Origin of the sequence: Rhodomicrobium vannielii ATCC 17100, assembly GCF_000166055.1 — a bacterium.
In the GTDB taxonomy this organism is placed as follows: Bacteria; Pseudomonadota; Alphaproteobacteria; order Rhizobiales; family Rhodomicrobiaceae; genus Rhodomicrobium; species Rhodomicrobium vannielii.
In genome coordinates, this window is sequence record NC_014664.1 from 333236 (window position 1) to 358589 (window position 25354).

Annotated in this window: 25 protein-coding genes; 14 read left to right on the forward strand and 11 right to left on the reverse strand. The window is 63.6% G+C overall.

Annotation, left to right across the window (positions count from 1 at the left end):
• The first annotated feature begins 489 nt into the window (after positions 1 to 489).
• Genes RVAN_RS01420 through RVAN_RS01455 form a run of 8 tightly spaced genes read left to right on the forward strand, consistent with a single transcriptional unit; the run spans position 490 to position 8110 of the window.
• Positions 490 to 756, forward strand: coding sequence for a helix-turn-helix domain-containing protein (locus RVAN_RS01420; RefSeq protein ID WP_013417980.1), 267 nt, complete (start codon positions 490 to 492; stop codon positions 754 to 756).
• The gene (gene hyfB, locus RVAN_RS01425; RefSeq protein ID WP_013417981.1) at positions 753 to 2771 is read left to right on the forward strand and encodes a hydrogenase 4 subunit B; all 2019 of its coding nucleotides are present in this window, start codon (positions 753 to 755) and stop codon (positions 2769 to 2771) included. The genes RVAN_RS01420 and hyfB overlap by 4 nt, the downstream gene beginning before the upstream one ends.
• Positions 2771 to 3736 (forward strand): respiratory chain complex I subunit 1 family protein, encoded by a 966-nt coding sequence (locus RVAN_RS01430; protein WP_013417982.1) that lies wholly within the window; start codon positions 2771 to 2773, stop codon positions 3734 to 3736. Before hyfB ends, RVAN_RS01430 begins: the two co-directional genes overlap by 1 nt.
• Entirely contained in the window at positions 3733 to 4398 is a 666-nt protein-coding gene (locus RVAN_RS01435) for a hydrogenase-4 component E (protein ID WP_013417983.1), read from the forward strand. The genes RVAN_RS01430 and RVAN_RS01435 overlap by 4 nt, the downstream gene beginning before the upstream one ends.
• Positions 4395 to 5831 (forward strand): hydrogenase 4 subunit F, encoded by a 1437-nt coding sequence (locus RVAN_RS01440; RefSeq protein ID WP_013417984.1) that lies wholly within the window; start codon positions 4395 to 4397, stop codon positions 5829 to 5831. Before RVAN_RS01435 ends, RVAN_RS01440 begins: the two co-directional genes overlap by 4 nt.
• Positions 5828 to 7342: an NADH-quinone oxidoreductase subunit C gene (locus RVAN_RS01445; protein ID WP_013417985.1), complete on the forward strand. Its 1515-nt coding sequence runs from the start codon at positions 5828 to 5830 to the stop codon at positions 7340 to 7342. The genes RVAN_RS01440 and RVAN_RS01445 overlap by 4 nt, the downstream gene beginning before the upstream one ends.
• 7 nt (positions 7343 to 7349) lie before the next feature.
• Positions 7350 to 7877, forward strand: a complete 528-nt coding sequence (locus RVAN_RS01450; protein WP_013417986.1) for an NADH-quinone oxidoreductase subunit B family protein — start codon at positions 7350 to 7352, stop codon at positions 7875 to 7877.
• On the forward strand, positions 7874 to 8110 hold the full coding sequence (locus RVAN_RS01455; RefSeq protein ID WP_013417987.1) for a sulfurtransferase TusA family protein: 237 nt from the start codon (positions 7874 to 7876) through the stop codon (positions 8108 to 8110). Before RVAN_RS01450 ends, RVAN_RS01455 begins: the two co-directional genes overlap by 4 nt.
• Positions 8111 to 8134: 24 nt before the next feature.
• On the opposite strand, the gene RVAN_RS01460 is transcribed toward RVAN_RS01455, so the two are convergent.
• Positions 8135 to 8878 (reverse strand): competence/damage-inducible protein A, encoded by a 744-nt coding sequence (locus RVAN_RS01460; protein ID WP_013417988.1) that lies wholly within the window; start codon positions 8876 to 8878, stop codon positions 8135 to 8137.
• Between the two features lie 257 nt (positions 8879 to 9135).
• On the opposite strand from RVAN_RS01460, the gene map reads away from it, so the two are divergent.
• Positions 9136 to 9966 carry a type I methionyl aminopeptidase gene (gene map / locus RVAN_RS01465; RefSeq protein WP_049779569.1) on the forward strand — a complete coding sequence of 277 codons (831 nt, stop codon included), beginning with the start codon at positions 9136 to 9138 and terminating at the stop codon, positions 9964 to 9966.
• Positions 9967 to 10006: 40 nt separating this feature from the next.
• Here the strand turns inward: map and RVAN_RS01470 are convergent, their stop codons facing one another.
• Entirely contained in the window at positions 10007 to 10996 is a 990-nt protein-coding gene (locus RVAN_RS01470; RefSeq protein WP_013417990.1) for an aldo/keto reductase, read from the reverse strand.
• 109 nt (positions 10997 to 11105) lie between these two features.
• Between RVAN_RS01470 and RVAN_RS01475 the strand changes: the two genes are divergently transcribed.
• On the forward strand, positions 11106 to 11945 hold the full coding sequence (locus RVAN_RS01475) for a helix-turn-helix transcriptional regulator (RefSeq protein WP_013417991.1): 840 nt from the start codon (positions 11106 to 11108) through the stop codon (positions 11943 to 11945).
• A 12-nt stretch (positions 11946 to 11957) separates the two neighbouring features.
• Here RVAN_RS01475 and RVAN_RS01480 read toward each other — a convergent pair whose 3' ends face one another.
• A complete protein-coding gene (locus tag RVAN_RS01480) occupies positions 11958 to 12851 on the reverse strand; it encodes a hydrogen peroxide-inducible genes activator (protein ID WP_013417992.1) in 894 nt (297 codons plus the stop codon).
• A 95-nt stretch (positions 12852 to 12946) separates the two neighbouring features.
• Between RVAN_RS01480 and RVAN_RS01485 the strand changes: the two genes are divergently transcribed.
• Positions 12947 to 14422 carry a catalase gene (locus RVAN_RS01485; protein ID WP_013417993.1) on the forward strand — a complete coding sequence of 492 codons (1476 nt, stop codon included), beginning with the start codon at positions 12947 to 12949 and terminating at the stop codon, positions 14420 to 14422.
• A 411-nt stretch (positions 14423 to 14833) separates the two neighbouring features.
• Here RVAN_RS01485 and RVAN_RS01490 read toward each other — a convergent pair whose 3' ends face one another.
• The 4 genes from RVAN_RS01490 to RVAN_RS01505 all read right to left on the reverse strand — a co-directional run bounded on the left by RVAN_RS01490 (position 14834) and on the right by RVAN_RS01505 (position 19155).
• The gene (locus tag RVAN_RS01490) at positions 14834 to 15304 is read right to left on the reverse strand and encodes a hypothetical protein (protein WP_013417994.1); all 471 of its coding nucleotides are present in this window, start codon (positions 15302 to 15304) and stop codon (positions 14834 to 14836) included.
• Positions 15305 to 15461: 157 nt separating this feature from the next.
• Positions 15462 to 17327, reverse strand: a complete 1866-nt coding sequence (cobT, locus tag RVAN_RS01495; protein WP_013417995.1) for a cobaltochelatase subunit CobT — start codon at positions 17325 to 17327, stop codon at positions 15462 to 15464.
• Between the two features lie 108 nt (positions 17328 to 17435).
• Positions 17436 to 18422, reverse strand: coding sequence for a cobaltochelatase subunit CobS (gene cobS, locus RVAN_RS01500; RefSeq protein ID WP_013417996.1), 987 nt, complete (start codon positions 18420 to 18422; stop codon positions 17436 to 17438).
• Positions 18423 to 18498: 76 nt separating this feature from the next.
• Complete coding sequence (locus RVAN_RS01505) at positions 18499 to 19155, reverse strand: DnaJ domain-containing protein (protein WP_013417997.1); 657 nt, start codon at positions 19153 to 19155, stop codon at positions 18499 to 18501.
• A 182-nt stretch (positions 19156 to 19337) separates the two neighbouring features.
• Between RVAN_RS01505 and RVAN_RS01510 the strand changes: the two genes are divergently transcribed.
• Both RVAN_RS01510 and RVAN_RS01515 read left to right on the forward strand, forming a co-directional pair.
• Entirely contained in the window at positions 19338 to 19622 is a 285-nt protein-coding gene (locus RVAN_RS01510) for a BolA family protein (RefSeq protein ID WP_013417998.1), read from the forward strand.
• Positions 19623 to 19646: 24 nt separating this feature from the next.
• Entirely contained in the window at positions 19647 to 20306 is a 660-nt protein-coding gene (locus tag RVAN_RS01515) for an alpha/beta hydrolase (RefSeq protein WP_013417999.1), read from the forward strand.
• A 9-nt stretch (positions 20307 to 20315) separates the two neighbouring features.
• On the opposite strand, the gene RVAN_RS01520 is transcribed toward RVAN_RS01515, so the two are convergent.
• Positions 20316 to 21953 carry a CorA family divalent cation transporter gene (locus RVAN_RS01520; RefSeq protein WP_013418000.1) on the reverse strand — a complete coding sequence of 546 codons (1638 nt, stop codon included), beginning with the start codon at positions 21951 to 21953 and terminating at the stop codon, positions 20316 to 20318.
• Positions 21954 to 22448: 495 nt separating this feature from the next.
• Here RVAN_RS01520 and RVAN_RS01525 point away from each other — a divergent pair, with 495 nt between their 5' ends.
• Positions 22449 to 23192, forward strand: coding sequence for a DUF1614 domain-containing protein (locus RVAN_RS01525; RefSeq protein WP_013418001.1), 744 nt, complete (start codon positions 22449 to 22451; stop codon positions 23190 to 23192).
• 31 nt (positions 23193 to 23223) lie between these two features.
• Here RVAN_RS01525 and RVAN_RS19960 read toward each other — a convergent pair whose 3' ends face one another.
• From RVAN_RS19960 to RVAN_RS01540, 3 genes are all read right to left on the reverse strand, one after another.
• Positions 23224 to 23445, reverse strand: a complete 222-nt coding sequence (locus RVAN_RS19960) for a hypothetical protein (protein WP_013418002.1) — start codon at positions 23443 to 23445, stop codon at positions 23224 to 23226.
• A 351-nt stretch (positions 23446 to 23796) separates the two neighbouring features.
• Entirely contained in the window at positions 23797 to 24435 is a 639-nt protein-coding gene (locus tag RVAN_RS18560) for a retropepsin-like aspartic protease family protein (RefSeq protein WP_013418003.1), read from the reverse strand.
• A 50-nt stretch (positions 24436 to 24485) separates the two neighbouring features.
• Positions 24486 to 25196 (reverse strand): retropepsin-like aspartic protease family protein, encoded by a 711-nt coding sequence (locus RVAN_RS01540; RefSeq protein WP_013418004.1) that lies wholly within the window; start codon positions 25194 to 25196, stop codon positions 24486 to 24488.
• Between the last annotated feature and the right edge of the window lie 158 nt (positions 25197 to 25354).

A 25354-nucleotide genomic window follows, 5' to 3' on the forward strand; every position in this document is an offset into this window, starting at 1 on the left:
GCATAGAATGAAATATCGCGAAACCTGAGCGCGGCCTTCGGAGCCACGCTACCGGAGGTGCGTTGCACATGCCTTCCCACAGACAGCGCGAGACGCGTGCGAATCACGACGCGCATAACCTTCGAGCCGCGCGCCTGGATCGGGCTCGATGACGCAGAGAGCTGATCGAAAAAGCACGCCGTCGTGCCGCGTCCCGATACGCACGATGTTGGCGGCCGCATTATCTGCCGTACGTGCGATCGCTTCACCGGTTCCATCGTAGGGTTTTCCACCGCGAGCGCAATCAGAAGTGGAAAACACGCTCCACCTCGGCACAGCCGCCTTTTCCATCTGAGTTGATGCTTGAGACATCAGCCTTGAGGGTTTAAGTTTCATAAAAGAGCCTTTCGTGGTCCTTGATCGCGAGGGGGCGGCCTACGGATTTTGGCGCGTGTTTCGCGAACCGGTTTTCGCGCGTTAACGCATCCAAGAGTTCGAAGGGGAGAGTTCGTGCTCACCGGAGCCCAGTTGCGCGCCGCGCGCTCGCTTATTGGCATCGACCAGAAGACATTGGCCGATCAGGCTGGCGTGTCCCTGCCAACGGTTCAACGCATGGAAGCGAGTCCCGGAATCGTTCGCGGCGTGGTGGACAGCCTCACGAAGATTGTCGAGGCGCTGGATCGCGCGGGCGTCGAACTCATCGGAGAGGGAGCCGTTTCAGGCGGTGGCGGGCGCGGCGTGCGCCTGAAGAAGCCGCTGGAAAGGGCCGAGGAATGACCGGCGCGGGCTGGCAACTTCAGGCGCTTTTCGTGGCGCTCGCGATCTACGCGGGAGCGGCGCTTGCTGCTGTTTTCCTACCCCGGCGCCGGCTCGGCTTCGTCTACGCCGCCTCCGCGGCTGCGGCTTCGCTCGCGATCGCCGCCGACGTTTCCGCGTTTTTCAATGAAGTCCTGCTGAAGGAGCACCTGCCGATCGGTCTTCCCGGCGTCGGCCTTCATATTCGCCTCGACGGGCTTTCCGCCTTCTTCGGCTTCATCGTGAATGTCGGCGTGCTCATGGCCAGCATCTACGGCGCGGGCATCAAGCGCGACGACCTTTCAAGGCGCATCGAGCCGCTCTACCCCGCATTCTGCGCCGCGATGAACGCCGTTCTCCTCGCCGACGACGCGTTCGGCTTCCTCTTTTTCTGGGAATTGATGTCGCTATCGTCGTGGGCGCTCGTCGTGTCGCGGCATGACGATCCGGACAATCGCAAGGCAGGCTACGTCTATCTTCTTATGGCGGCCGGCGGCACGATGGCGCTGCTGTTCGCCTTCGGCGGCCTCGCAGGCGCGTCCGGCGGCTATGCCTTCGACACGATGCGCGCGAGCCATCTTACGCCGCTCGTCTCGGCGCTCGTACTCGGCGCGGCTCTGTTCGGCGCGGGGTCGAAGGCGGGTATCATGCCGCTGCACGCCTGGCTGCCGCTCGCGCATCCCGCCGCCCCGAGCCATGTTTCCGCGCTCATGAGCGGCGTCATGACGAAGGTGGCGATCTATGCGCTCATCCGCGTGGTGTTCGACCTGCTGGGCGATCCGCAGTGGTGGTGGTCGCTGCCGTTCATCCTGCTCGGCGCGGCGTCTGCGGTCGGCGCGTTGCTCTACGCGGTGCAGGATCAGGATCTGAAGCGGCTGCTCGCCTATTCCACGATCGAGAACGTCGGCATCATCTTCGCCGGAATCGGTCTCGCCATCGCGTTCAAGTCGTCGCATATCCCGCCAGCGGCGGGCATCGCGCTCGCCGCCGCGCTGATCCACGCGTTGAACCACTCCTGGTTCAAGTCGCTCCTGTTCCTCGGCGCGGGCGCGGTGCTGCACTCGACCGGCACGAAACAGCTCGACAGGCTCGGCGGCCTCATCCATCGCATGCCGAAGACGTCGGCCTTCTGGCTCATCGGTGCGCTGGCGATCTCCGCGCTGCCTCCGCTCAACGGATTCGTCTCCGAATGGCTGCTTTTCCAGGCGGTGCTGACCGGCCCGGTATTCCCTGAGCCGATTCTGCGTTTCCTCTCGCCCGTGCTCGGCGCAATGCTGGCGCTCGCGGCCGGACTTGCCGCCGCCTGCTTCGTGCGCGCCTACGGGACAGTGTTCCTCGGTCGCCCGCGCAGCCCCGAGGCCGCCAATGCGCACGAGGCGCCGTTCGCGCAGACGCTCGCAATTGGCCTTCTCGCCGTTCTCTGCATTCTCGGCGGCCTTTTCGGCGGGCTGACGGCCTTTGCGCTGAACCCGCTGCTCGTCGAATATGCCGGAGCCGCCGCCGCGATCAACACGCAGACCGGCCCCACGCCGTTCTCGCTCATCGCCTTCGATCAGGGCCGCGCGATCTACGACGCACCGACGATTGCGTTCTTCGTCGCGGTGTCGGCGTTCGCCACCATGGCGGCGATCCACCTGTTCGCGTCCAAAAAGACACGCCGCTCGCCCGCCTGGGACTGTGGCTTTCCCGATCCTTCGCCCGCCACGCAATACACCGCGTCGAGCTACAGCCAACCGCTGCGCCGGGTCTATGGCGGCGTCGTCTATAGCTCAACCGAGACCGTTGACATGCCACCGCCGGGGAGCTTGCGCGAAGGGCATTTCAACATTCGCTTCACCGACTACATCTGGCGCTTCCTCTATGTCATGCCCGCTAACGCGCTCTGGTCGCTTTCGGAGCGTTTCGACCTCATCCATTACCTGACGATCCGCCGCTATCTCGTGCTGATGTTCTCCACGCTGATCGTGCTGCTCGTCATAACCGCGACGTTCATGTGATGCCCGCAACCCTTCAATCCTTCGTCGCTCAGGGCGCGCAAATGTTCTTCGTGCTCGCCATCGCGCCCGCGGTGACGGGCATCACGCGGAAGGTGAAGGCGCGCCTTATGCGGCGGCGCGGGCCTTCCCTCTTCCAGCCCTACCGTGACCTGTTGAAGCTCGTGCGCAAGGAGTCGGTGCTCGCGCCGAACGCCACCTGGTTCTTCCGTTCCGCGCCCTACATGATTTTCGCATTTACCTGGGTCGCGGCGGCGCTGGTGCCCACGCTTGCCTCGGGGCTGATGTTCAACTGGGCCGCCGACGTGGTCGCCCTCGTCGCGCTGATCGGCGCAGCCCGCGCACTGCTTGCGCTCGCCGCGATGGACGCCGGCACCGCCTTCGGCGGCATCGGCTCGTCGCGCGAAATGATGATCGCCTCGCTTGCCGAGCCAGCCTCGCTCCTCGTTGCACTCACCATCGCATTCGCCGCAGGCACGACGCGGCTGCCCGAAGTGGCGCAGTTTCTCATCACGCAGCCGCTCGAAATCCGCGTCTCCTTCGCGCTGGCCTTCGTGGCCCTCGTCATCGTGGCGATGGCAGAGAACGCCCGCATTCCGGTCGACAACCCCGCCACGCATCTCGAACTCACCATGGTGCACGAGGCGATGGTGCTCGAATATTCCGGCCGTCACCTCGCCATGATAGAGGCGGCGGGGCACCTGAAGCTCACGCTCTACATTTCGCTCATCATCTGCCTGTTCTTGCCCTTCGGCATGGCGCCCTTTGACGGAAGCGCCGGGGCGTGGGCCATCGGCATCGGCAGCTATCTCGCGAAGCTCATGCTCGCGGCGGTGGCACTCGGCGTGTGGGAGGTCAGCATCGCCAAGATGCGCGTCTTCCGCGTTAGCGAGTTCCTCGGCGGCGCGTTCACCTTCGCCTTCCTCGCGATCCTGCTCGAATTCCTGTCCCGGGAGGTGCAGCGGTGACGAACGCCTATGACGTCGCACACTTCCTCGCTGGCATGATGCTCGTGTGCAGCTTTACGCTCCTTTATCAGGATCGCATTCTGGCGGTGCTGAACACGTTTGCGGTGCAAGCGATCATGCTGTCGCTCGCCGTCGCTTGGCAGGGCTATGTCCGCAACGCGCCGGACCTGTTCATCACGGCGGCCATGGCGTTCGGGCTCAAGGGCATCATCATCCCCGTCGCGCTGAACCGCATGGTGGAGAAGCTCGGCATCAAGCGCGATGTCGATCAGGTGGTTAATGTCGGGGTCGCGATGTTTCTCGGCCTCGGCCTGACGAGCCTCGCGCTGCTGCTCGTGCTGAAGGTTACGCCGGGTGCCGCATCCTTCACGCGCGAAGGGTTGGCGCTCGCGCTCGCGATCATCCTGCTCGGCTTGCTTCAGATGATCTTGCGCCGCAACGCGGTGACGCAGATCGTCGGCTTCATGTCGATCGAGAACGGCCTCATCCTCGCGGCGACCGGTGCGCGCGGCATGCCGCTCGTGGTGGAGGTCAGCGTCGCGTTCTCGGTGCTCATCGCGCTGTTCGTCTTCGCGGTATTCCTGTTCCGCATCCGCGAGCGTTTCGACAGCGTCGATGTGGAAAGCCTCGACAAGGTGCGAGCGGCGAGGGCGCATCGATGAACGAGGCCGTTTACGCCGTCGTCGGCATTCCGTTCCTCTCCGCGATCCTGCTCGCGCTCATCCCAAGCTATCGGGTGACGGCGCTCGGCAACGTGCTCGCTTCGGGCCTCACCTTTGTGGCGGGGCTATCCTTCCTCACGCTGCCGCCGGTCACCGAGACCTATGTGATCCTCGACGACCTGAACAAATTCTTCATCATCCTGAACACCCTCGTCGGCTTCACCACGTCGCTGTTCAGCCGCAGCTACATCGGCCACGAGATCGAGACGGGCCACCTCACGCCGCTGTTCGTGCGCTTCTACCATGCGATGTTTCAGGGGATGATGGGCGCGATGAACCTCGCGCTGCTCGCCAACAACATCGGGCTGATGTGGGTTGGCCTCGAATTCGCAACGCTCATGACCGTCATCATGGTGGGCATCTACCGCACGCCCGCCGCGCTCGAAGCCGCGTGGAAATACTTCATCCTCGGCATCGTCGGCATCTCGCTCGCCTTTTTCGGCACGATCCTCGTCTATCTGACCGGGCAAGGCGTGCTCGGCGAGGGCGAGGCGGCCATGACGTGGAGCGAACTCATCAAGATCGCGCCGCAGCTCGACGCGCCGTTGCTCAATATCGCGTTCATCTTCCTGCTCGTGGGCTACGGCACGAAGGTCGGCCTCGCGCCGCTGCATGCGTGGCTGCCCGACGCCCACGCCGAAGGGCCGACGCCGATTTCCGCCGTGCTGTCCGGCCTTCTGCTGAATGTGGCGCTGTTCGCACTACTCCGCTTCAAGATGCTGATCGCGGCGAACCCGAACGCGCTTGCGCCCGGCCCGATCCTCATCACCATGGGCCTCGTCTCGCTCATATTCGCGGCGTTCATGCTGTACCAGCGCCAGGACATCAAACGGCTGTTCGCCTATTCGTCCATCGAACACATGGGCCTCATCACCTTCGCTTTCGGCCTCGGCGGCCCGCTGCTGAACTTCGCGGCGCTCTTGCACATGGTGATGCACAGCCTGACGAAATCGGCGATCTTTTTCGCGGTCGGGCATGTTACGCAGGCGAAGGGCACGCAGGAACTGTCCGCCATTCGCGGACTGTCGGTTTCAAACCCGTTGCTCTCGGTCGCGCTCGCGGCGGGGGTCATCGCGATTTCCGGGCTGCCGCCGTTCGGGGCGTTCATGAGCGAATTCCTGATCCTCACCTCTACCTTTGCGCGCGAGCCGTTGCTGGCCCTTGCGGTGGCATTCGGCCTGCTTGTCGCGCTGGGCGCGCTGCTCATGCGGCTTCAGGACATCCTTTTCGGCGAGCCGACCACGCCCAATCATCCAGTCAGCGCAGCGTCGGCGCCGATCTTCGTCCACCTGTCGCTGATCCTGATCGCCGGGATGTTCCTGCCGCCCGCCGTCGTCGTCTGGTTCAAGCGCGCCGCGGAGATGCTCGGATGATCACCATCAACGAGAGAAGCCGCGATGCGGAGCCGGTTGCGCTCGCCGACGCGATCCGCGCCGCGCTGCAGGTTCGCGCCGACGGCTTCGCGCGCATCGAAGCCGACGCAGCGCTGTGGATCGGCCTCGCCAAGGCCTGCACGGCGGGCTGGCATGATCTCGGCGCGCTGTGGGTCGACGATCACCATGTCCGCATGGCGCTGTGGGATGCGCAGGAAAACTGCCGCGCCATCGTCTCGCTCTCGCTCAAGGCGGGGGCTTACCCATCCGTCGGCCTGCATCACCCGCCGGCCCTCCGCCTCGAACGCGCGATGCGCGACCTCTATGGCGCGATACCGGACGGCATCCCCGACGAGCGCCGCTGGCTCGATCACGGCGTCTGGCCGGGGCGGGAGCACGAGCCGGGCTATCATTTCCTGCCGGTCGAAGGCAACGGCCTGCATCAGATCCCCGTCGGCCCGGTGCATGCAGGCATCATTGAGCCGGGGCATTTCCGCTTCACTGCCAACGGCGAGACGGTGGCGCGTCTCGAAGCGCGGCTCGGCTATGTGCACAAGGGGGTCGAAGCGCTGGCGCAAGGCGCGTCGATAGAGAAGGCCGCGAAGCTCGCCGCGCGTATGTCGGGCGACAGCACCGTAGCCTACAGCTTCGCGTTTTCGCGGGCGGTTGAGGCCGCGCTCGGCTGGGAGATACCTCCCCGCGCGCAGATCCTGCGCGGCGTGATGGCCGAACTCGAACGCCTTTCGCACCACGTCAGCGATGTCGGCGGCATCTGCAACGACGCAGCCGTCGCCGTGCTTCTCGCCCGCTGCTCGCTCATCCGCGAGGACATCCTGCGAACGCAGGCGGCGCTTTTCGGCCACCGCATGATGATGGACGCAATCGTGCCGGGCGGCGTCGCCCGCGACATTGATGCGGCGGGCGCAACGGCGATCCTCGCGCTGCTGGAGCGCATCGAGATTGGCTTCCATCGCGTCGTCCGCGCCTACGACCAGTCGCCATCCATTCAAAATCGCACGCACGGCACGGGCATCGTGCAGCTCGATTTCATTCGCCAGTTCGCGGCGGGCGGGTTCGTCGGTCGCGCGGGCGGCCGCGCCTTCGACGCGCGCGCGTCTTTTCCGTACCCGCCTTACAACGCCGTCGCCTTCAAAGTGCCGACGCGCGAGGAAAGCGACGTGGACGCGCGTATCTGGATCCGTATCGAGGAGATCGCCGAGAGCGCCGGCATCATTCGCCAATTGCTTGCTAAGCTCGAAGACGGGCCGATCCATGCCGCGCCGCCGCCATTCCAGCCGGGCGCGGGTGCGGCGCTCGTCGAAGCCTTCCGCGGCGATCTGTTCCTTGCCGTGCGTATCGAGGATGAAAGCCGCATCGCACACATGCACGCGCGCGACGCCTCGTGGTTCCAGTGGCCGCTGCTCGAAACCGCGATCGATGGCAACATCGTCGCCGATTTCCCGTTGTGCAACAAATCGTTCAATTGCTCCTATTCGGGCGTGGATCTGTAGGGACCCGATGCACATTCTGCTTCTCGATGCGCTCCTGAAAGGCCCCGCCACGGAACGCGCGCCCTCCCCGGAGGAAGCGGCGGTCGCCGATCTCGCCCGCGCGCTCGGCACCCGCGCCCGCGCGCGCCTCGGCCGGTCGCTCGCCATCCGCGAGGTCGATGCGGGCTCCTGCAACGCCTGCGAACTGGAAATCCATGCGCTCGGCAACCCGGTCTACGATGTTGAGCGCTTCGGCCTGAAATTCGTTGCGTCGCCCCGCCACGCCGACGTGCTGCTCGTGACCGGCGCCGTTTCGTGGAACATGCGCGAGGGGCTGGAGCGCACCTACGCCGCGACGCCCGATCCGAAATGGGTGGTCGCGGCGGGCGATTGCGCGGCGGGCTGCGGGGTGTTCGCGGAGAGCCGTGCCTGCGCTGGCGCCGTGGCGAAGATTATCCCCGTCGATCTCGTGATACCGGGCTGTCCGCCGACGCCGACCGATCTTCTCAAGGGGCTGCTGGCGCTGGTAGAAGGCACGGCGCAACCCTCGCGATGACGGACGCCATCACCATCGATACGCGCGGGCTTTCCTGTCCGCTGCCGGTTCTGCTCGCGAAAAAGCAGTTGCGCGCCATCGCGCCGGGCGCGCTCGTACGCATCCTCGCCACCGATCCGCTCGCGCCCGAAGACTTCCGCGACTTCTGCCGCGTCTCGGGCTGCGCCTGGGTCGGGTCGCGCGAAGCGAAAGACGGCGCACTCGAAATCACGATCCGGCAGACCGAAGCCTGAGGCAGTCGGCCCGCCGCCGTCCACCTAGCCGCCGAAAACAGCGGCGAGCCGCGCTTCGAGATCCGCTTTCGCCGCAGCAAGCCGCGCCTCGTCAACCGAGCGCAGCACGAGCGTCGTGCCGTAGCGCCCCTCGTCCATGAACGGATAGCTGCCCATCGGCACGTCCGGGAACGCGCGCTGGCACGCTTCGAGCGGCGCCGCAACCGCGCCCTCGGGTCGGTCCACGCGCACCGAAACCGACAACATTTTCGCGCCCGTGCGGAGCCGCGGCGTCACCGCCTTCAGCATCGCCTGCATGATCGAGGGCACGCCCGCCATGACGATCACATTGCCGATCATGAAGCCGGGCGCTTTGGATACGGTGTTTTCGATCAGATCAGCGCCGACGGGAATGCGCGCCATGCGCAGCCGCGCGGGCGTCATCTCGCCTTCAGGGATGCGTTCGAGCAGCAGCGCGCGGGCGCGCTCGTCTATGGGAAGCGCCACGCCGAAAGCCTTCGCGATGGCGTCGGCCGTGATGTCGTCATGCGTCGGGCCGATGCCGCCCGTGGTGAAGACGTAGTCGTAGGCTGTGCGCAGCGCGTCGACTGCGGCGACGATCGCGGCCTCTTCATCGGCGACGACGCGGACTTCCTTCAACCGGATGCCGTTTTCGGTGCAATGATCGGCGATAGTGCCGATGTTCTTGTCCTTGGTTCGCCCGGACAGGATCTCGTCGCCGATGACGAGCAGCGCGGCGGTGACTTCGGAAGCGAATGCGCCGGTCATGGGAACCTCGTTGAATGCGTTATCGCGCATTCCTTAACAGGAAACCACGCAGTTCGCCAAGGCGCGGCGCATGTGCCGGAGCCTGCCGCGTAGCCATGCGCGACGATGATGGCTGGCCATCAGGTGTTGTGACTCGGCGCGGCACCTGCCATATTGCGGGTTGCACATCTGTAGCTTCGCCCCCGGCTTGCCGGAAGACAGGCTGAGCGCGAAAAGTGCGGTTGACCTTCAAGCGCGTGGGCGCGCGGGATCTTGGCATGAACGGATCGGATTACGGCGCGCCGGTGAGGCTCGCACAGGACAGCAAGATCAGGCTTTATGGGCCGGAAGCTTTCGTCGCGATGCACAAGGCGGGGCAGCTTTGCGCGGTCGCGCTCGATCAGATCGCGGACATGGTGAAGCCAGGCGTCCCGACCGATGCCATCGACCAGTTCGTGTTCGACTTCGCTATGGACCATGGCGCGGTGCCTGCCACGCTCAACTATCGCGGTTATACGAAATCCACCTGCACATCGCTGAATCATGTGGTGTGCCACGGCATCCCCGGTCCGCGCGTCCTCCTCGAAGGCGACATCCTCAACGTGGACGTGACGCTGATCCTCGACGGTTGGCATGGCGATTCGAGCCGCATGTATACGGTCGGCAAGGTGGCGCGGAAGGCGGAGCGCCTGATCGAGGTGACGCACGAAGCCATGATGCGCGGCATCGCGGTCATCAAGCCGGGCGCGCATGTCGGCGATATCGGGTACGCTATCCAATCATTTGCGGAAGCGGAGCGGTGCAGCGTGGTGCGCGATTTCTGCGGACACGGCGTCGGTCGCGTCTTCCACGACAAGCCGAACATTCTGCACTACGGCACAGCCGGTGAGGGCGTTACGCTTGAAGAAGGCATGATCTTCACGGTCGAGCCGATGATCAATCTCGGCAAGCCGCATGTGAAGATGCTGTCCGACGGATGGACGGCGGTCACGCGCGACCGCTCGCTGTCGGCTCAGTTCGAGCACACGGTCGGCGTGACGGCAACGGGCGTCGAGGTGTTCACCTACAGCCCGAAGGGCTATCATCAGCCGCCTTATCCCGCCGCCTGATAGGTATGAAGGGAGCGCGAGCGCGCTCCCTTCATTGTCCCTACTTGTCGAGCAGATCGAGCAGAGCGGCGCTGCCATAGCGTTCGCCTGACGCTGCCCCGCGTGGTGCGGCTTCGTCGAGCGCGGCAAGGTCGTCGGCGCTGAGATGCAGCCGCGCGGCATCGACGTTCTCTTCCAGATATTTCCGACGCTTCGTTCCGGGGATCGGCACGATGTCCGGCCCCTGCGCCAGAAGCCACGCCAGCGCGACCTGTCCCGGTGCCGCGCCCTGCGTCTTCGCGATGGCCTTCACTGCATCGACAATCTTCATGTTGCGGTCGAAATTCTCGCCTTCGAAGCGCGGCTGCGTGCGACGGAAATCGCCCTCGGGGTACTCCTCCGCCCGCTTCGCCGTGCCCGTGAGGAAGCCTCTGCCGAGCGGGCTATAGGGCACAAAGCCGATACCAAGCTCACGACAGGTCGCCAACACCCCCTCCTCGACGCCGCGCTCCCAGATCGAATATTCGCTTTGCAGCGCCGAGATCGGGAATTCCTTGTGCGCGCGGCGCAGCGTTGCGGGCGACGCTTCCGACAGGCCGAGGAACCGCACCTTGCCCGCGCGGACGAGATCGCCCATCGCGCCCACCGTCTCTTCGATCGGGACATTCGGGTCGACGCGATGCTGATAATAGAGGTCGATGTGATCGACGCCGAGACGCTTCAGCGCCTCGTCGCACACCTTCTTCGCGTGCTCCGGACGGCCGTTGGCCTTGTATTGGCGCACACCCTCCTCGATCACGAAACCGAACTTCGTTGCGATGATCGCCTCGTCGCGGCGGTCCTTCAGCGCCTTGCCGACGAGCACCTCGTTCGTGAACGGCCCGTACATCTCGGCGGTATCGAACAGCGTGATGCCGAGGTCGAGCGCGTGCTGGATCACGGCGATGCTCTCAGCGTCATCGCCAGCGCCATAGGCGTAGCTCATGCCCATGCAGCCGAGCCCGAGCGCGGACACTTCCAACCCCTGCGTTCCGAGTTTGCGTTTTTCCATCGAAGGCTTCCTTTGGTTAAATGCCTCGACGCCACATTAACCGTGCAGCATAATGTTACCAGACCATAGATTATACTGGTATTGGCGCTAACAGGATGTCGGATACGCCATGTCACTGGCCCACGCAGGATATGACCGCCGCCCGCTCGGCGACTTTCTCCAATCGCGGCGCGGACGACTGAACCCTGCGGAATGCGGTTTTCCGGCAGGCCGCCGCCGCACGTCCGGCCTTCGCCGGGAGGAAGTGGCGCAACTCGCGGGCGTCAGCGTGACCTGGTACACATGGCTCGAACAGGGGCGCGAAATTCAGGTTTCCACGCAGACGCTCGAAGGCATCGCGCGAGCGCTCCGACTCGATCGCGCCGAGCGAGAGCACCTGTTCCTTCTGGCGCAAGGCCGCCCGCCCGCCATGGCGGAATGGCGGCCGCGCGAGATCACCGCCGCGCTCCAGCGCATGCTCGACGGCCTCACCTATTCGCCCGCCTATATCCGCACCAAGCGCTGGGACATTGTCGGCTGGAACCGCGCCGTTGCGCTGACCTTCGCCGATTACGGCGCGATGGAGCCGCATGAGCGAAACTCGATCCGTCTCGTCTTCGCGCACCCCGCATGGCGCACGCTGATGGTCGACTGGGAGGCCGACGCGAAAAAGGCGCTCGCCATTTTCCGGGCCGACTTCGCGCGCGCTGGAAACGATCCGCGCTTTCTGGAACTGGTGGACGAACTCGACCGGCTCAGCCCCGAGTTTCACCAGTGGTGGCCGCGTCACGACGTGCGCAACCACGGCGAGGGCGTGAAGGCCGTCCGTCACCCGAAGGTGGGCCTGATGTCGCTCGAATACACGGCCTTCATCGTGGAGAGCGACCCCGACCTCCGCATGGTGGTCTATACGCCCGCGCCGGGCTCGGACACGGCGGACAAGATCGCGCGGCTCGTCGATGGCGGCTAAGACCGCGTCAAGCTAACCGCCGCCAAGCTCCGTCACGATGCGCCCAAGCTCGCGGAAATCCGTCTTCTTCGGCGAGGATGTCCGCCAGGCGAGCCCGATGGTTCGATGCGGGATTGGCGGCGCGAACCGCATCAGCCGCACGCCGGACCGCGCCTCAATGTCGAGGCTCATGCGCGGCAGCAGCGTCACGCCGAAGCCGCCCGCAACCATCTGCACCAGCGTCGAAAGGCTCGTCGTGCCCATCGTGTCGAGTTTGCCCGCGCGGTTCAGCGAACAGACGCTAAGCGCCTGATCGCGCAGGCAATGGCCTTCCTCAAGGAGAAGGATGCGCTCGTTGAGGAACATGTCCGGTGAGGCGAGCGCGCCCTCCGGCACCGGGCGGCTTTCCGGCAACGCGAACACAAACTCGTCTTCGAACAGCGGCAGGGTCTCGATGTCCGGGAGATCGACGGGCAACGCCAGCAGCACGGCGTCAAGCCGCCCGCCCGCGAGGTCGGCGAGGAGATGATGCGTCTGGCTTTCGCGAAGCTCAAGGTCGAGATCGGGATAGGTCTCGCGAAGCACGGGCAGAAGCCGCGGAAGCACATAGGGCGCGATGGTCGGGATGACGCCGAGCCGGAGCGCGTGGGAGAGAAGCGCGTCGCCTTGCCGCGCGGATGCCTCCAGATCGCGAACGGCGGCGAGGATCGATGCCACGCGGCGAGCGGCTTCCTCGCCCTCGCGCGTAAGCTTCGCGCCGGTCCGCGTCCGCTCGATCAGGACGGTGCCGAGTTCGCGCTCCAGATCCTGAATTTGCATCGAAAGCGCGGGCTGCGTCACGGCGCAGGCCTCCGCCGCGCGCCCGAAATGGAGCGACCGGGCCAACGCATCGAAATAACGAAGCTGTTTCAGCGAGATATTTGCCATTAGGTAATCTTATCGCAACTTCAGATAATGCGAATAGCCCTGATTGCGCTATGTGGTTAAGTTCGAGCCATTCTAAACAGGGAGCAAGCAAATAAATGGCCGACAAACCCATTTTGACGACGACGGCGGGCGCTCCGGTTCCCGACAATCAGAATTCGCTGACGGCGGGCGAACGTGGTCCGGTGTTGCTGCAGGACGTCCATCTCCTCGAAAAACTCGCGCATCAGAACCGCGAGCGCATTCCCGAACGCGTGGTGCATGCGAAGGGCTGGGGCGCGCACGGCACCTTCACCGTGACGAGCGACATCACGAAATACAGCCGCGCGAAAGTGTTCTCCGACATCGGCAAGAAGACCGATATCATCGCGCGCTTCTCGACGGTGGCGGGCGAACTCGGCGCCGCCGATGCCGAGCGCGACGTGCGCGGCTTCTCGGTGAAATTCTACACCGAGGAGGGCAACTGGGATCTGGCCGGCAACAACACGCCCGTGTTCTTCATCCGCGACGCGCTGAAGTTTCCCGACTTCATCCACACGCAGAAGCGCCATCCGCAGACGAACCTGCGCTCACCGACGGCGATGTGGGATTTCTGGTCGCTGTCGCCCGAGAGCCTGCATCAGGTGACGATCCTGTTCTCGGATCGCGGTATTCCGGTCGCGCCGATGTTCATGAACGGCTACGGCTCGCACACCTATTCGTTCATCAACGCGCAAAATGAGCGCTTCTGGGTGAAGTTCCACTTCAAGACGCTGCAGGGCCACCGCCATTTCACGAACGGCGAGGCGGAGGATATCGTTGGCAAGGATCGCGAGAGCTATCAGCGCGAACTGTTCGGCACGATCGATCGTGGCGACTTCCCGAAATGGCGGCTGTTCGTCCAGATCATGCCCGAGACCGACGCCGACAAGACGCCGTACAATCCGTTCGACCTGACGAAGGTGTGGCCGCATGGCGACTATCCGCTGATCGAGGTCGGCATCCTCGAACTGAACCGCAATGCCGACAACTATTTCGCGGAGATCGAGCAACTCGCTTTCTCGCCGTCGAACGTTGTGCCGGGCATCAGCCACAGCCCCGACAAGATGCTGCAAGCGCGCGTGTTCTCCTATGCGGATGCGCACCGCTATCGCCTTGGCACGCATTACGAGGCGCTGCCGGTGAATGCGCCGAAGTCGGGCGTGCACACCTATCACAAGGACGGCGCGATGCGGTTCTTCGGCAGCCAGACCGGCAATGTCGATGCCTTTTACGAGCCGAACTCGTTCGGTGGCGCGGTGGAAGCGCCGCAATATCGCGAGCCGCCGCTGAAAGTCTCCGGCGACGCGGACCGCTACAATCACCGCGTCGGCAACGACGACTACAGCCAGCCGCGGGCGCTGTTCCGGCTGTTCGACGCCGAGCAGAGGGAGCGGCTGTTCAGCAATATAGCGGAGGCCATGCAGGGCGTGCCGGTGGAGATCGTGAAGCGGCAGGTTGTGCACTTCTACCGGGTCGATCCTGAGTATGGGCTCGGGGTGGCGGCCAAAATGGGCCTCGCGCCGGAGGACGTGCAACTCAAGGCGGCGGAGTAGCGCGAGCGAGGTCGGATCAAGCGTTTTGGCCCGGCCTCAAAATTTAATACGAATGACACTTATCAAACGGACGATAACGGTCTATCTTGTTGTAACGCATGGTCTTAAGCGAATGGCACCGTCTTTCAGCCATTAGCCGGTGGCGTTCGTCGACCTGTGTACCTGGTTGCGGTTTTTCTCAAGAAATGCCCCGGAGGCCTAGCTTTCCGGGGCTTTTTTTATGGGCTGGCAACCTCTCGAACGATTAGCGTTGCGTGTGGCGGGCTAAACGTCATTGAAGCGCTACTGCCCTCAGAGTGGCAGCCTGTCCGAAGTGGCATGATCCGCAAACCGGGCTTGCGACAAAACCATGCTTCAACAAAGAAGCGCGGCGCTTTTTTCATCAGGTGCGATAGCGCTCCGCAGGCGGATTCACAGCGCGACGGCCATGATCCCTTGAAATGACAGGATCGCGCTGACTGCGGCGACACCCACCGAGATGAGCAGTTCCAGCCGCGTCGGCCTGAACCACCCCCGTCGCATCGCGTTCACCGGACCGAGCGGCAGCAGCGGACAAACGCGCGCCTGATCCTGCGGCTGCCGCGTCTTCAGAAAGGCGATCAACTCATCCGGCCTGTATCCCGCCGCCTCGGGATAGGCGCATCTCCGTTCCACAGGGAAGCGCGGATCATATCGCCAGATCAGAAGATCGCGGGCGCTTGCGTTGAGCAGAAAATCGAGATCGTCGCGCGGAATGACGGGGACGCCTTCGCGGTCCGGCACGAGCCTGAGCGCCGCCGGCGAATTTTGCGCCGTCCAGCGATGCGGCTTGAAAGGTTTAAAATGTTGCCCCGTAGCAGCGATCGTCGCCGAGGCGTCCAGCGTAGCGGCAATGTCGGTCATGTGGCCCCCTTGTGGTCTTGGGGCTCATGGTCGGGAATGATGCTTGCGTGTGGCTCGCGTCAAGCTGGTTATCCCCATCTGGCGCAACTTAAGGCTGCGTTCGACGCTTTAAGCAGCTTCTCCGCGTCAAGTCGAGTCCGATTAAACGCAGGCCGATCTAATGGAACTTGCCGCGCCGACCGAGACTGCGGCCGCGCTCGGCGAACAACTCCGCCAGCTTCTCCGTCATCGCGCCCGCAAGTTCCTCAGCGTCCGAGATCGTCACCGCGCGGCGATAATAGCGCGTCACGTCGTGGCCGATGCCGATGGCGATGAGTTCCACGGACGAGCGCGTCTCGATTTCGTAGATCACCTGCCGGAGATGCTTCTCAAGATAGGTGCCCGTGTTCACCGAAAGCGTCGAATCGTCGACCGGCGCGCCGTCCGAGATCATCATAAGGATGCGCCGCTGTTCCGGCCGCGCCAGCATGCGAGCATGCGCCCAGGTCAGAGCCTCGCCGTCGATGTTCTCCTTCAACAGCCCCTCGCGCATCATCAGGCCGAGATTGCGCCGCGCGCGCCGCCAAGGCATATCCGCCGCCTTGTAGATGATGTGGCGCAGGTCGTTCAGGCGGCCGGGCTGCGGCTGCTTGCCGGCGGCGAGCCACTGCTCGCGGGCCTGTCCGCCCTTCCATTGCCGCGTCGTGAAGCCGAGGATTTCCACCTTCACGCCGCAACGCTCCAGTGTGCGCGCGAGGATGTCGGCGCAGCACGCCGCGACCATGATCGGCCGCCCGCGCATCGAGCCGGAATTGTCGATGAGGAGCGTCACGACCGTGTCGCGGAACTCCGTGTCGCGCTCCATCTTGAAGGAGAGCGGCTGGAAGCGGTCGGTGACGACGCGCGACAGCTTCGCGGTGTCGAGGATGCCCTCTTCGAGGTCGAAGGCCCACGAGCGGTTCTGCTGCGCGAGGAGGCGACGCTGGAGGCGGTTCGCGAGGCGGCTCACAGCGACCTGTATCACCGCGAGTTGCTTGTCGAGGAAGGCGCGCAGGCGTTCGAGTTCATCGGCGTCGCACAGTGATTCGGCGGTCACGAACTCGTCGAACTGCCGCGTGTAGACCTTGTAGCCGAAGTCTCCCGGCGCATCGAGCACGGACGTGTTGGGCCGCCGTGAGGAATGCGGCTGCTCCTTGCCTTCCGTCTCGGACGGCTTGTAGTCCTTCTCGGTGATGTCGGCCGCGTCGGCGTCGTCGTCGGCGTCCGAGCCTTCCGCGTCGTCGGCCTGCGCCTCGGATGCTTGCGAGCTTTGATCGCTTTCTTCCTGCGAGCTTTCGCCGGGATTATCTTCGTTCTTCTGCTCGTCCGCGTCGGCGCTTTGCTCCGTCTCCGGGTCTTCGACGGGAGCTTCCATCAATTGCAGGGCGACGAGCACATCGCGCGTCAGCTTCGCGAAGGCGGCCTGATCGGCGACGGTGTCGTCGGCGCGGTCGAGGATGTTCCCCGCGCGCTCGTTCACCCAGTCGCGCCACACATTGACGATGCCGTTCGCACCGCGCGGCGGCTTCTGGCCCGTGAGCCGTTCGCGCACCATGAGCGCCAGAGCATCGGCGAGCGGCGCGTCCTGCCGGTCGACGTCACGATCCGGGAAACGCTCGTAGATCGCGGCGAGCTTTGCGTCAAGGTTCTTGGCCACGCCCCTCATGCGGAGCGACCCCAGCGCCTCCACTCGCGCGCGTTCCATCGCGTTATAGGCCGACCGGGCCTCTCCGGACGGCGGCGCGTAGGCGTTGTGCAGCTTCTCGTCATGCGCCGAGATCATGAGCGCGAGCGAGTCCGAATAGCCGCGAATGATCGCGATTTCTTTTTTCGTGATCGCGCGGCTCGGCAGCGGCAGGCGCACCGTCTTGCCGTCGTAGCCGGGCGTCTCGGGGCCGAACGTGACGTTTACGGAATTGTTCTCCGCCAGCGAGCGCGTCGCGAGCGAAACAGCCTGCTTGAACGGCTGGGTCGGGTCGGCCTTTTTTCTCGGGGTGTTCGGCATGGGGCCTAGCCTTCGGGGCGCTTCATCGGTCTTGCCGGAAAGCGGCGTGCCGCTTCCCGGATTGTAGCTTCGCGCGCGGCTCGGATGCCCGCCGCTGCGGCCACTTGCTCAGCTTAGCGCGATATTGGCCGTCGACGCTGGCAGTTCCTCGCCGAAGCAGCGCTGATAGAACTCGGCCACAAGACCGCGCTCCAGCTCGTCGCATTTGTTGAGGAAGCTCAGCGTGAAAGCGAAGCCGACATCGCCGAAGATCGTCGCGTTTTCGGCCCAGGTGATGACCGTGCGCGGGCTCATGACGGTGGAGAGGTCGCCATTCACGAAAGCCGTGCGCGTCAGTTCCGCGACGCGCACCATGTTGCCGACCGCGCGGCGGCCCACGTCGGTCTCATACCCTTTCGCCTTGGCGACCACGATATTCAGCTCGTCCTCGTAGGGCAGATAATTCAGCGTGGCGACAATCGACCAGCGGTCCATCTGGCCCTGGTTGATCTGCTGCGTGCCGTGATAGAGGCCCGACGTGTCGCCGAGACCGATGGTGTTTGTCGTGGCGAACAGGCGGAAGGCCGGATGCGGGCGGATCACGCGGCTCTGGTCGAGCAGCGTCAGCTTGCCGGACACTTCGAGCACGCGCTGGATCACGAACATCACGTCCGGGCGGCCCGCATCATATTCGTCGAACACGAGCGCGGTGTTTGATTGCAGCGCCCACGGCAGGATACCCTCGCGGAATTCCGTGATCTGCTGGCCGTCGCGCACCACGATCGCGTCCTTGCCGACGAGATCGATGCGGCTCACATGGCTATCGAGGTTGATGCGCACGCATGGCCAGTTCAGCCGCGCCGCGATCTGTTCGATATGCGTCGACTTGCCGGTGCCGTGATAGCCCTGGATCATCACGCGGCGGTTGTAGGCAAAGCCCGCAAGGATCGCGAGTGTCGTCTCGCGGTTGAACAGATAGTCCGTATCGAGATCCGGCACATATTCGGACGACTGAGAATAGGCCGGAACCTCCATCGCGCTGTCGATGCCGAACACCTGACGGACAGAGACTTTCATGTCGGGCAGGCCCGCCAGGCCTGCTTCACCGTTGGTCATGGCTTCCCCTCGGGATTGTTTTGGTGCCAGCGCTTCCCCGGCTTGCGTCCGGTCGGGCCGCCCGCCAGTAAGTCGACTAGCGAACGAGACCGGACTGCTTCAGATAATTATAGGCTGCGAGCACTTCGCGGAAGCGATCCTCGGAACTGCGATCCCCGCCGTTGTGGTCGGGATGATGAAGTTTTACAAGCGCTTTGAACTGAATCTTGATGTCGTCGGATGAGGCTGTCTCGTCAAGATTGAGCGAATGAAGATGTTTCAGCGCGCCTTTGGACACCGCGCGGCGTTGCTTGACGGCTTCGGCAGACCGCGCCTGCTCCCGCCCGCGCACCCGCTTCAGGAGTTCAAACGGATCGTTGGCGGCTGTCGCCGCAGCGGCAGCGGCGGCTGCATCACGGGCGGCGTGAAGCTCCGGCGCGTCGTGACCGTGCACGCCCATCGACCAGGTGGGGCGATGACCGGTGGCCGCCGACTTCTGGAAGTCCGCCACCTCTTCGTCTTTCATGCCCGCGAAATAGTCGTAGGTCTTGTTGTATTCGACCACGTGGTCGCGGCAGAAAAGGTAATATTCCCCCTCCGCATCACGGCCCTTTGGAGCCTTGTGCAGTCCAGGTTTGGTGCACCCGCGCCATTGACAAGCGCGCGGAGCGGCGGCGGCGGGCTTTTCTGCGCGCGAGCGCCCACGCCCCTTGGTCACGCGGATGCTGTCGAAATATTTCGAATCGAGCTTCATGCGGAAACGAGTGTCACCTGCCGGAACCAAGTTTATCGTGCGGACGCTTCCGGCTTCGCATCCACCCTCAACCACAGTATGCGGCCACCGGCAACTCCTTACAAGGTCTTGACAGAACGCCAAATCGTGCCTCGTAAATTGTAGCAAGAAAAGCGCCCGCGTATTTGAGGCTGGAGGGTTCGATGTCCGTCGAAAAGTCTATCCGTGAGAAACTGGAAAAAGCCTTTCTTCCGACGGTTCTCGCCATTGAAAACGAATCCGGCAAGCATGCTCATCATGTCGAGCAGCAAGGGCGCGCCGGTCCATCCGGGGACACGCATTTTCGCGTGCGCATCGTGTCGAGCGCCTTCGAGGGAAAAAGCTCGCTCGAACGTCATCGCGCGGTGAACGCCGCGCTTGCCGAGGAACTTGCCGGGCCAGTCCACGCACTCGCCATCAAGGCGCTGACGCCCGCCGAAACCGCATAATCGATCAAAGCTTCCGGAGACGCTATGCCCGCTCTTCTCGACGGCCCTCGCCTTGCCCCCGCTTCGGGCGGCGAGGCGAAGCAACTCGTGATTTTCCTGCACGGCTACGGCGCCGACGGAAATGACCTCATCGGCCTTGGCCGCGAATGGGCGCCGCTTCTGCCGGACACCGCCTTCGTTTCGCCCGATGCGCCGGAAACGATCCCCGGCTATTTCGGCGGGCGGCAATGGTTCTCGCTTTCGACGCGAAGCGAGCGCGAATGGGAAGAGGGCGTTTTGAGCGCGGAGCCCGCGCTTGCTGCCTTTATCGAGGACGAGGCGAGGAAGGCCGGGCTGCCGCTGTCGAAAGTGGCGCTCGTCGGATTCAGCCAGGGCACGATGATGGCGCTGCAAACGGGGCTGCGCCTGCCGGAGCCGGTGGCGGGCATCGTCGCTTTTTCGGGTCACCTCGCGGGCGCGACGCGGCTTGAAAGCGAAATCAAGGCGAAGCCGCCGGTTCTGCTTCTCCACGGTTCGGCCGACGAAGTTATCCCCGTCGCCGCGATCCATCTGGCGCGCGAGACGCTGGCAGCTGTCGGCGTGCCGGTCCAATGGCAGATCCGCCCCGGCCTCGGTCACGGCATCGACGGGCAGGGCCTCCTCGCGGCGGGGCGTTTCCTTCGGGCGTGCTTCGGCCTCGACTAGATTGAAGTGCTAGAACGGCGGCTCCTCGCGGTCACGCTGGTTCTCGCCGGACAGCCTGTCGAAGAGATCGGTCAAGCGTCTCGAATAGATAATGGTGAGGCCAACGAATATCGTGACCGCGACCAGCACGGCGATGAAATATTCGACCCTGAAAGACATGGGCTCTTCGGCATAAGCGATCAGGTTCATGCCGAGGAAGCCCGTCACGATTGTGCCGATCAGGCCAACCGTGGTGACGACCGTAAGCCGGTGCATCGAGGCGTTCTGTTTGCGCAGAGCGTTACTGTCGAGATACTTCACCAGATCGAACAGTTCGCTCCGGACCTCGGCGAAAAGCGCGTCGATGGCGAGATGTTTGCGCAGCATGCGGAACAGGTCGCGGACATGGGCGCGGCCGGAAAGCTCCGTGAAGAAATAGCGTTGCGAGAAGCGCAGGAAATTCTCCTGCAACAGCAGCGTCTCGTCGCGAAACGCCATCCGCGAATCGGGTTTGGACGGATCGAGCCGCTTCAGCGTCGCAACGAGCTGATCCGAGATCATCAGGAGCGACGCCTTGTGAAAGTGGGCGACGAGAAACAGCCGGAAATACTGGTGCCGGAACTGGCTCAAGAGGCCGCGCTGGTCGTCGGTCAGGCTCGGATTGTCGCCCGCCGAGACGATGGCGAAGGCTTCGCCGGAGGTGAGGAATCGCGTTTCGAGTTCCGGCGCATCGAGGCCGCCCGAATACATGCGGTCATAGACGTGATTGGCCTCGAACTTCTGCACGAAGCGCTTGGAATAGGGCATGATGCCGGTCTTTGACGGCCGCGTGGCGAGCGTCAACGCGATGTAATCGCGCTTCGTCAGCACGTCGAGCGAGGGCAGCGTGATGTAGGTCATCACCGGCATGCGGTAATATTCAATCTCGCGAAACCTGAGACGGCCCGTGTCGCTCGACGCCGCGTTCACGATCGGTGACAGCACGAATTCCCAATGTCGGGCGATGCAGGGCGAGCGGCGCGTGCCGACGAAGTCGATATAGCGCTCGCGATCCTCGTAATCCGAGGCGCAAAGCACGGCGTCGTTGTCATCGAGCCACTCGACGCGGGCTGCGCAATGCACGGGCTGGCCGTCCCTCGTCCATCCGGCCGGATAGGCTCGCCCGAAGGTTTGCGTAATGCCCTGCGCAATTTCGAGCGGGATATTCTCTGCCCCGATCTCGCAGACGAGAATGGCTGTGTTCACCTCATAGAAGAAATACAGATCGATATGCGAGACGTCGCAGATGACCGGCGTGGCGCCGCGCTCCGTCGTGATGCGCACCTTCTTGATATCGCAGCGCCGGTAGACCTTCATGGGCAGATCGCCGGGGTTCTTGCGCCCGGCATCCGGCGCGTCGCCATATAGAAAGCGCTGCGCATGCGGAAGGAACGAAATGAACTCGCGGTAATGGCGCTCTTCGAAATGATCGCCGCCAAACGGACCGGCGGAGCGCCACGGCGTGCCCTCGCATTCCAGGTCGAACAGCGCGCCGCAGCCGCCGAACCCGCTTTTCTCACCCGAGGTGATGATCTGGAGCGGCCAAAGCACGATTTCGCGGAAATGGTGCGCGATGCGCCCGGGAGCTTGCGTTTTCGCTTCCTGGGGAAGCATCACCTTTTCTTGCATGCGAACCTGCGGTCTTCCTGTACTCGCGACGAAGCTACTCCACATTCAGGACAGTTTCACGAAACGAAAGCGCGCCCATTCAAAATATTCGCAAGATCTAGTGGTCCGATTCCGACATTTGCATCCGTTCGCAGCACCTCGTGAGCAAATGTCGGAATCACAAGGACCACTAGCAACTTGTTGATTTTAGTGGAGCTTTTGAATTTGGCATTTGAGCGAGAGCTCGCTGCAACCGGGACTCAAATGTCAAATTCGCTCCACTAGTCGAGAGAGCGGGGTCTTGCCGCCTCTATGTGTACAACGCTGTAAACGGTTTTCTCAACCCCGTCGCTTAGCATCGCGGGAGATCGCGGGCGTTTCGCCGAATGCGCCCAGCGTTGAAGCGTGTCGTCCGCGCACGGATTTCAGGGCGTCGACGGATCGAGATCGTCGCCCCGTATGTTTCTTGAAAGGCCGTGCGGGTCTCCTGCCGGCTGTCACCGCGAGGAAGACGCCATGCTTTCGAGCCATCTCGATTACCTGCCGGTCTCCAGCGGACTTTACATCGCGCTGATGGGCGCGCTTCTCGTCCTCGGCGTTCTCGTCAAGATCGGCCTGATCCGTTACGTCTATACGCGTCTCGGCATCACGCCGCTGTCGGCCATCCTTCTGCTGCTGGCGAGCCTCGCAGGATCTTACGTCAACATTCCGCTCGCGCATTTTCCCGACGAGACGGTGGTCGTGCGCCAGTATGTGGACTTCTTCGGTATGGAAGTGGTCCTGCCGAGGGAGGTTGACTGGCCCGGAACGATCATCGCCATCAACATCGGCGGCGCGGTCATTCCGATCCTGTTGTCGCTCTATCTTCTCGCGGTGAACAAGATCTGGCTGCCGAGCATCGTCGCGACGGCCATCGTCAGCGCCGTGTGTTACATGGTCGCCGAACCGGTGCCGGGGGCTGGCATCATGATCCCGATCTTCATTCCGCCGCTGTTCGCCTGCGCCGCCGCGCTGATCGTCGCGTGGAACAAGGCACCCGCCGTTGCCTATGTAAGCGGCAGTCTCGGCACGCTGATCGGCGCGGACCTCTTCAATCTCGACGAAATACAGAAGATCGGCACGCCGGTGGCATCAATCGGCGGGGCAGGGACGTTTGACGGCATTTTCGTGACGGGCATCTTCGCCGTGCTGCTCGCGAGCCTCGTAGGCGCGATCAGCGAGCGTCGGGCAACGGAACGAGCATCAAGCGGCGACGCGTGACGGCATGCGCGCCCGAAGGCGCGCCGCCTTTCTACATCGAGCCGTAGCGCTTGATGAGTTCGCGCTCGACATCGTCGCTCATCACGCCGCCGCGCTGCCGGATGAAACTCTCGGCGTCACGCGCTCTGTCGCCGCGCACGAACTCCGCCACGCGACGCGCGGTGCTCCGCAGCGTCTTCGCGACATCGATGCGGTCGTGATGGCCCTTGCTCGGGAGAGAGTAAATGTTGAATGCGCCAGCGGTCCTTGCCATGGGGGCGCTCCTTTCAGGGGCTGGATCGATCCGCGTCGAAATTCGCACCGTCGAACGCGGATCAGCGCCGAAAGCGAGAAGCCGGAGCGGTGCGGCGCGTTTATAAAACGCCCGATGCTCCAACCCTTCTTTCGGGATTAGACGAAGGATGTAGGCCCGTCCATGACGCGCAGCAATGCGGCGCGAGTCAGGGTTCGCATGCATAAGCTGCATGACTGCGCAACCGCACGCATCGCTTGCGTCGCCAAGGGTCTGGCCTATCGACGGAATCAGCTTCGCGATGCAAAAATTTTCTTCGCTGGCACTCTGCTGCGACATTTTCGCAATCGGAGAGCGGAAGCCGCGTTCGCGCTACTCGATCATCGTCAGCTTGGAGCCGTTCAGCTCGAAGCCGGAGAGCTGCTTGATGAAGCTCATGCCGAGGAGGTTCTGCGCCATGCGGCCCGGCTCCGCGACCACCGCCTGCACGTCGCGCACGGTGATGTCGCCGATGCGCACCTGATCGAGCGTTACCGACGCCACGCGCGCCACACCGTTCGCGGTGGTGGACCGACCGTTGAACCGCAGGGACTGCGGCTGAAGGCCAAGCTTCTGCGCCGTCTCATACGACAGCGCAACATAGGTCGCGCCTGTGTCCGTCATGAACTCGACCTGCTGGCCTCGAATGGCCGCCAGCGCGTGAAAATGGCCGTAATCGTTGGCGCTCAGCACGACCTTGCGCGCCGTCGAGGCCTGATCGGTCTGGCCCGCGTTGATCGTACCGCGCAAGGGAAGGGACGAGGCCGTGAGCACGCGGGTGTTGAAGCGGGACACGCCCGGCGAAGTCTGCTCGAAGCTGAAAAGATGCGAAAATCCGGCATCGGTGGCTGCCTGCCGAACGCGCTCGTAAAGCGGCTCGAAGGAGTGGAAGGTGGCGTAGGCACCGACCAACGCAACCGACCAGACGAGCAGTTCCTTCGCGATCAATCGCTGAATCGACCGGCTTTCCATCGGCGGCTACCATTCCCCGTGTGACGAGCGCCGCGATGAAAAGTGTCGCTTTAACTCTTCATCACGAGCCTGTTCCCTGAGAATTCATATGACCGCAATCGGCTTAAAAAACTCATACCGAGAAGGCTCTGATGCAGCGCTCCGGGGCGCGTAATCAGCGCATCAACCTTTTCGAGCGTCACCGCGCCGAGCGAAACCTTGTCGAGCTTCACGCGCGCTGCGAATGCGCGACCGTTCGCCGTATCGACCGGCACCGTGTAGTCGAGCGCGCTGATGAGGATGCCCGCGCGGCGTGCGTCCTCCGGGCGAAGCACGACCGTGGACGCGCCCGTGTCGACAATCATGCGCACGGCCTTGCCATTCACCTGCACCTTGGCGATGAAATGGCCGTCGCCCTGCCGCTTGACCGACACGACGGCGCCCTTGCCCGAGCCTTCCATGCCCGGCGAAACCGTTTGTACCGTGCCGGGGTTGAGTTCTTCGACGACGCGATCGCGCACCTCGCCAATTTCGGTGCGATAGGTATAAAGAGAGATGACGACGAGGAAGATCGCCGCCCAGCTTCCGAGCGCCTTCAGCGCTTCGGCCACGCGTCCGGCAGTGAGCCGTGTGACGCCGGCCATCAGGAAGATGAGAAGTGCAAGGAGTGCCGCGACGCGCGGAAATTCATCCCGCGGAAGACCAGCGATGGTGTCGCCGTCGCCGGTCAGCAGGTAAAGCGCGAGACTGACGGCCAGAAGCCCTATCGCCAGGAAAATCATGGAACCAACCATCTTTCAACGCGTGCAATATGGAGGATATCGCGCAAAAGTCAGCCCCTTGTCGCGCAAACAAGGGAGCCCCCGCGCGAATCGATCCATAATTGCTGCGGAGCGTAACCGTTCTGCGCCGCGGCGTTGAGACCAGAATGCGCTGTGAG

Excerpts from the sequence above, each read along its gene's own strand:
- hyfB (WP_013417981.1), top strand. The coding sequence starts at position 753 with ATGACCGGCGCGGGCTGGCAACTTCAGGCGCTTTTCGTGGCGCTCGCG.
- RVAN_RS01430 (WP_013417982.1), top strand. The coding sequence starts at position 2,771 with ATGCCCGCAACCCTTCAATCCTTCGTCGCTCAGGGCGCGCAAATGTTC.
- RVAN_RS01440 (WP_013417984.1), top strand. The coding sequence starts at position 4,395 with ATGAACGAGGCCGTTTACGCCGTCGTCGGCATTCCGTTCCTCTCCGCG.
- RVAN_RS01445 (WP_013417985.1), top strand. The coding sequence starts at position 5,828 with ATGATCACCATCAACGAGAGAAGCCGCGATGCGGAGCCGGTTGCGCTC.
- RVAN_RS01450 (WP_013417986.1), top strand. The coding sequence starts at position 7,350 with ATGCACATTCTGCTTCTCGATGCGCTCCTGAAAGGCCCCGCCACGGAA.
- RVAN_RS01455 (WP_013417987.1), top strand. The coding sequence starts at position 7,874 with ATGACGGACGCCATCACCATCGATACGCGCGGGCTTTCCTGTCCGCTG.
- RVAN_RS01460 (WP_013417988.1), bottom strand. The coding sequence starts at position 8,878 with ATGACCGGCGCATTCGCTTCCGAAGTCACCGCCGCGCTGCTCGTCATC.
- map (WP_049779569.1), top strand. The coding sequence starts at position 9,136 with ATGAACGGATCGGATTACGGCGCGCCGGTGAGGCTCGCACAGGACAGC.
- RVAN_RS01470 (WP_013417990.1), bottom strand. The coding sequence starts at position 10,996 with ATGGAAAAACGCAAACTCGGAACGCAGGGGTTGGAAGTGTCCGCGCTC.
- RVAN_RS01475 (WP_013417991.1), top strand. The coding sequence starts at position 11,106 with ATGTCACTGGCCCACGCAGGATATGACCGCCGCCCGCTCGGCGACTTT.
- RVAN_RS01480 (WP_013417992.1), bottom strand. The coding sequence starts at position 12,851 with ATGGCAAATATCTCGCTGAAACAGCTTCGTTATTTCGATGCGTTGGCC.
- RVAN_RS01485 (WP_013417993.1), top strand. The coding sequence starts at position 12,947 with ATGGCCGACAAACCCATTTTGACGACGACGGCGGGCGCTCCGGTTCCC.
- RVAN_RS01490 (WP_013417994.1), bottom strand. The coding sequence starts at position 15,304 with ATGACCGACATTGCCGCTACGCTGGACGCCTCGGCGACGATCGCTGCT.
- cobT (WP_013417995.1), bottom strand. The coding sequence starts at position 17,327 with ATGCCGAACACCCCGAGAAAAAAGGCCGACCCGACCCAGCCGTTCAAG.
- cobS (WP_013417996.1), bottom strand. The coding sequence starts at position 18,422 with ATGACCAACGGTGAAGCAGGCCTGGCGGGCCTGCCCGACATGAAAGTC.
- RVAN_RS01505 (WP_013417997.1), bottom strand. The coding sequence starts at position 19,155 with ATGAAGCTCGATTCGAAATATTTCGACAGCATCCGCGTGACCAAGGGG.
- RVAN_RS01510 (WP_013417998.1), top strand. The coding sequence starts at position 19,338 with ATGTCCGTCGAAAAGTCTATCCGTGAGAAACTGGAAAAAGCCTTTCTT.
- RVAN_RS01515 (WP_013417999.1), top strand. The coding sequence starts at position 19,647 with ATGCCCGCTCTTCTCGACGGCCCTCGCCTTGCCCCCGCTTCGGGCGGC.
- RVAN_RS01520 (WP_013418000.1), bottom strand. The coding sequence starts at position 21,953 with ATGCAAGAAAAGGTGATGCTTCCCCAGGAAGCGAAAACGCAAGCTCCC.
- RVAN_RS01525 (WP_013418001.1), top strand. The coding sequence starts at position 22,449 with ATGCTTTCGAGCCATCTCGATTACCTGCCGGTCTCCAGCGGACTTTAC.
- RVAN_RS19960 (WP_013418002.1), bottom strand. The coding sequence starts at position 23,445 with ATGGCAAGGACCGCTGGCGCATTCAACATTTACTCTCTCCCGAGCAAG.
- RVAN_RS18560 (WP_013418003.1), bottom strand. The coding sequence starts at position 24,435 with ATGGAAAGCCGGTCGATTCAGCGATTGATCGCGAAGGAACTGCTCGTC.
- RVAN_RS01540 (WP_013418004.1), bottom strand. The coding sequence starts at position 25,196 with ATGATTTTCCTGGCGATAGGGCTTCTGGCCGTCAGTCTCGCGCTTTAC.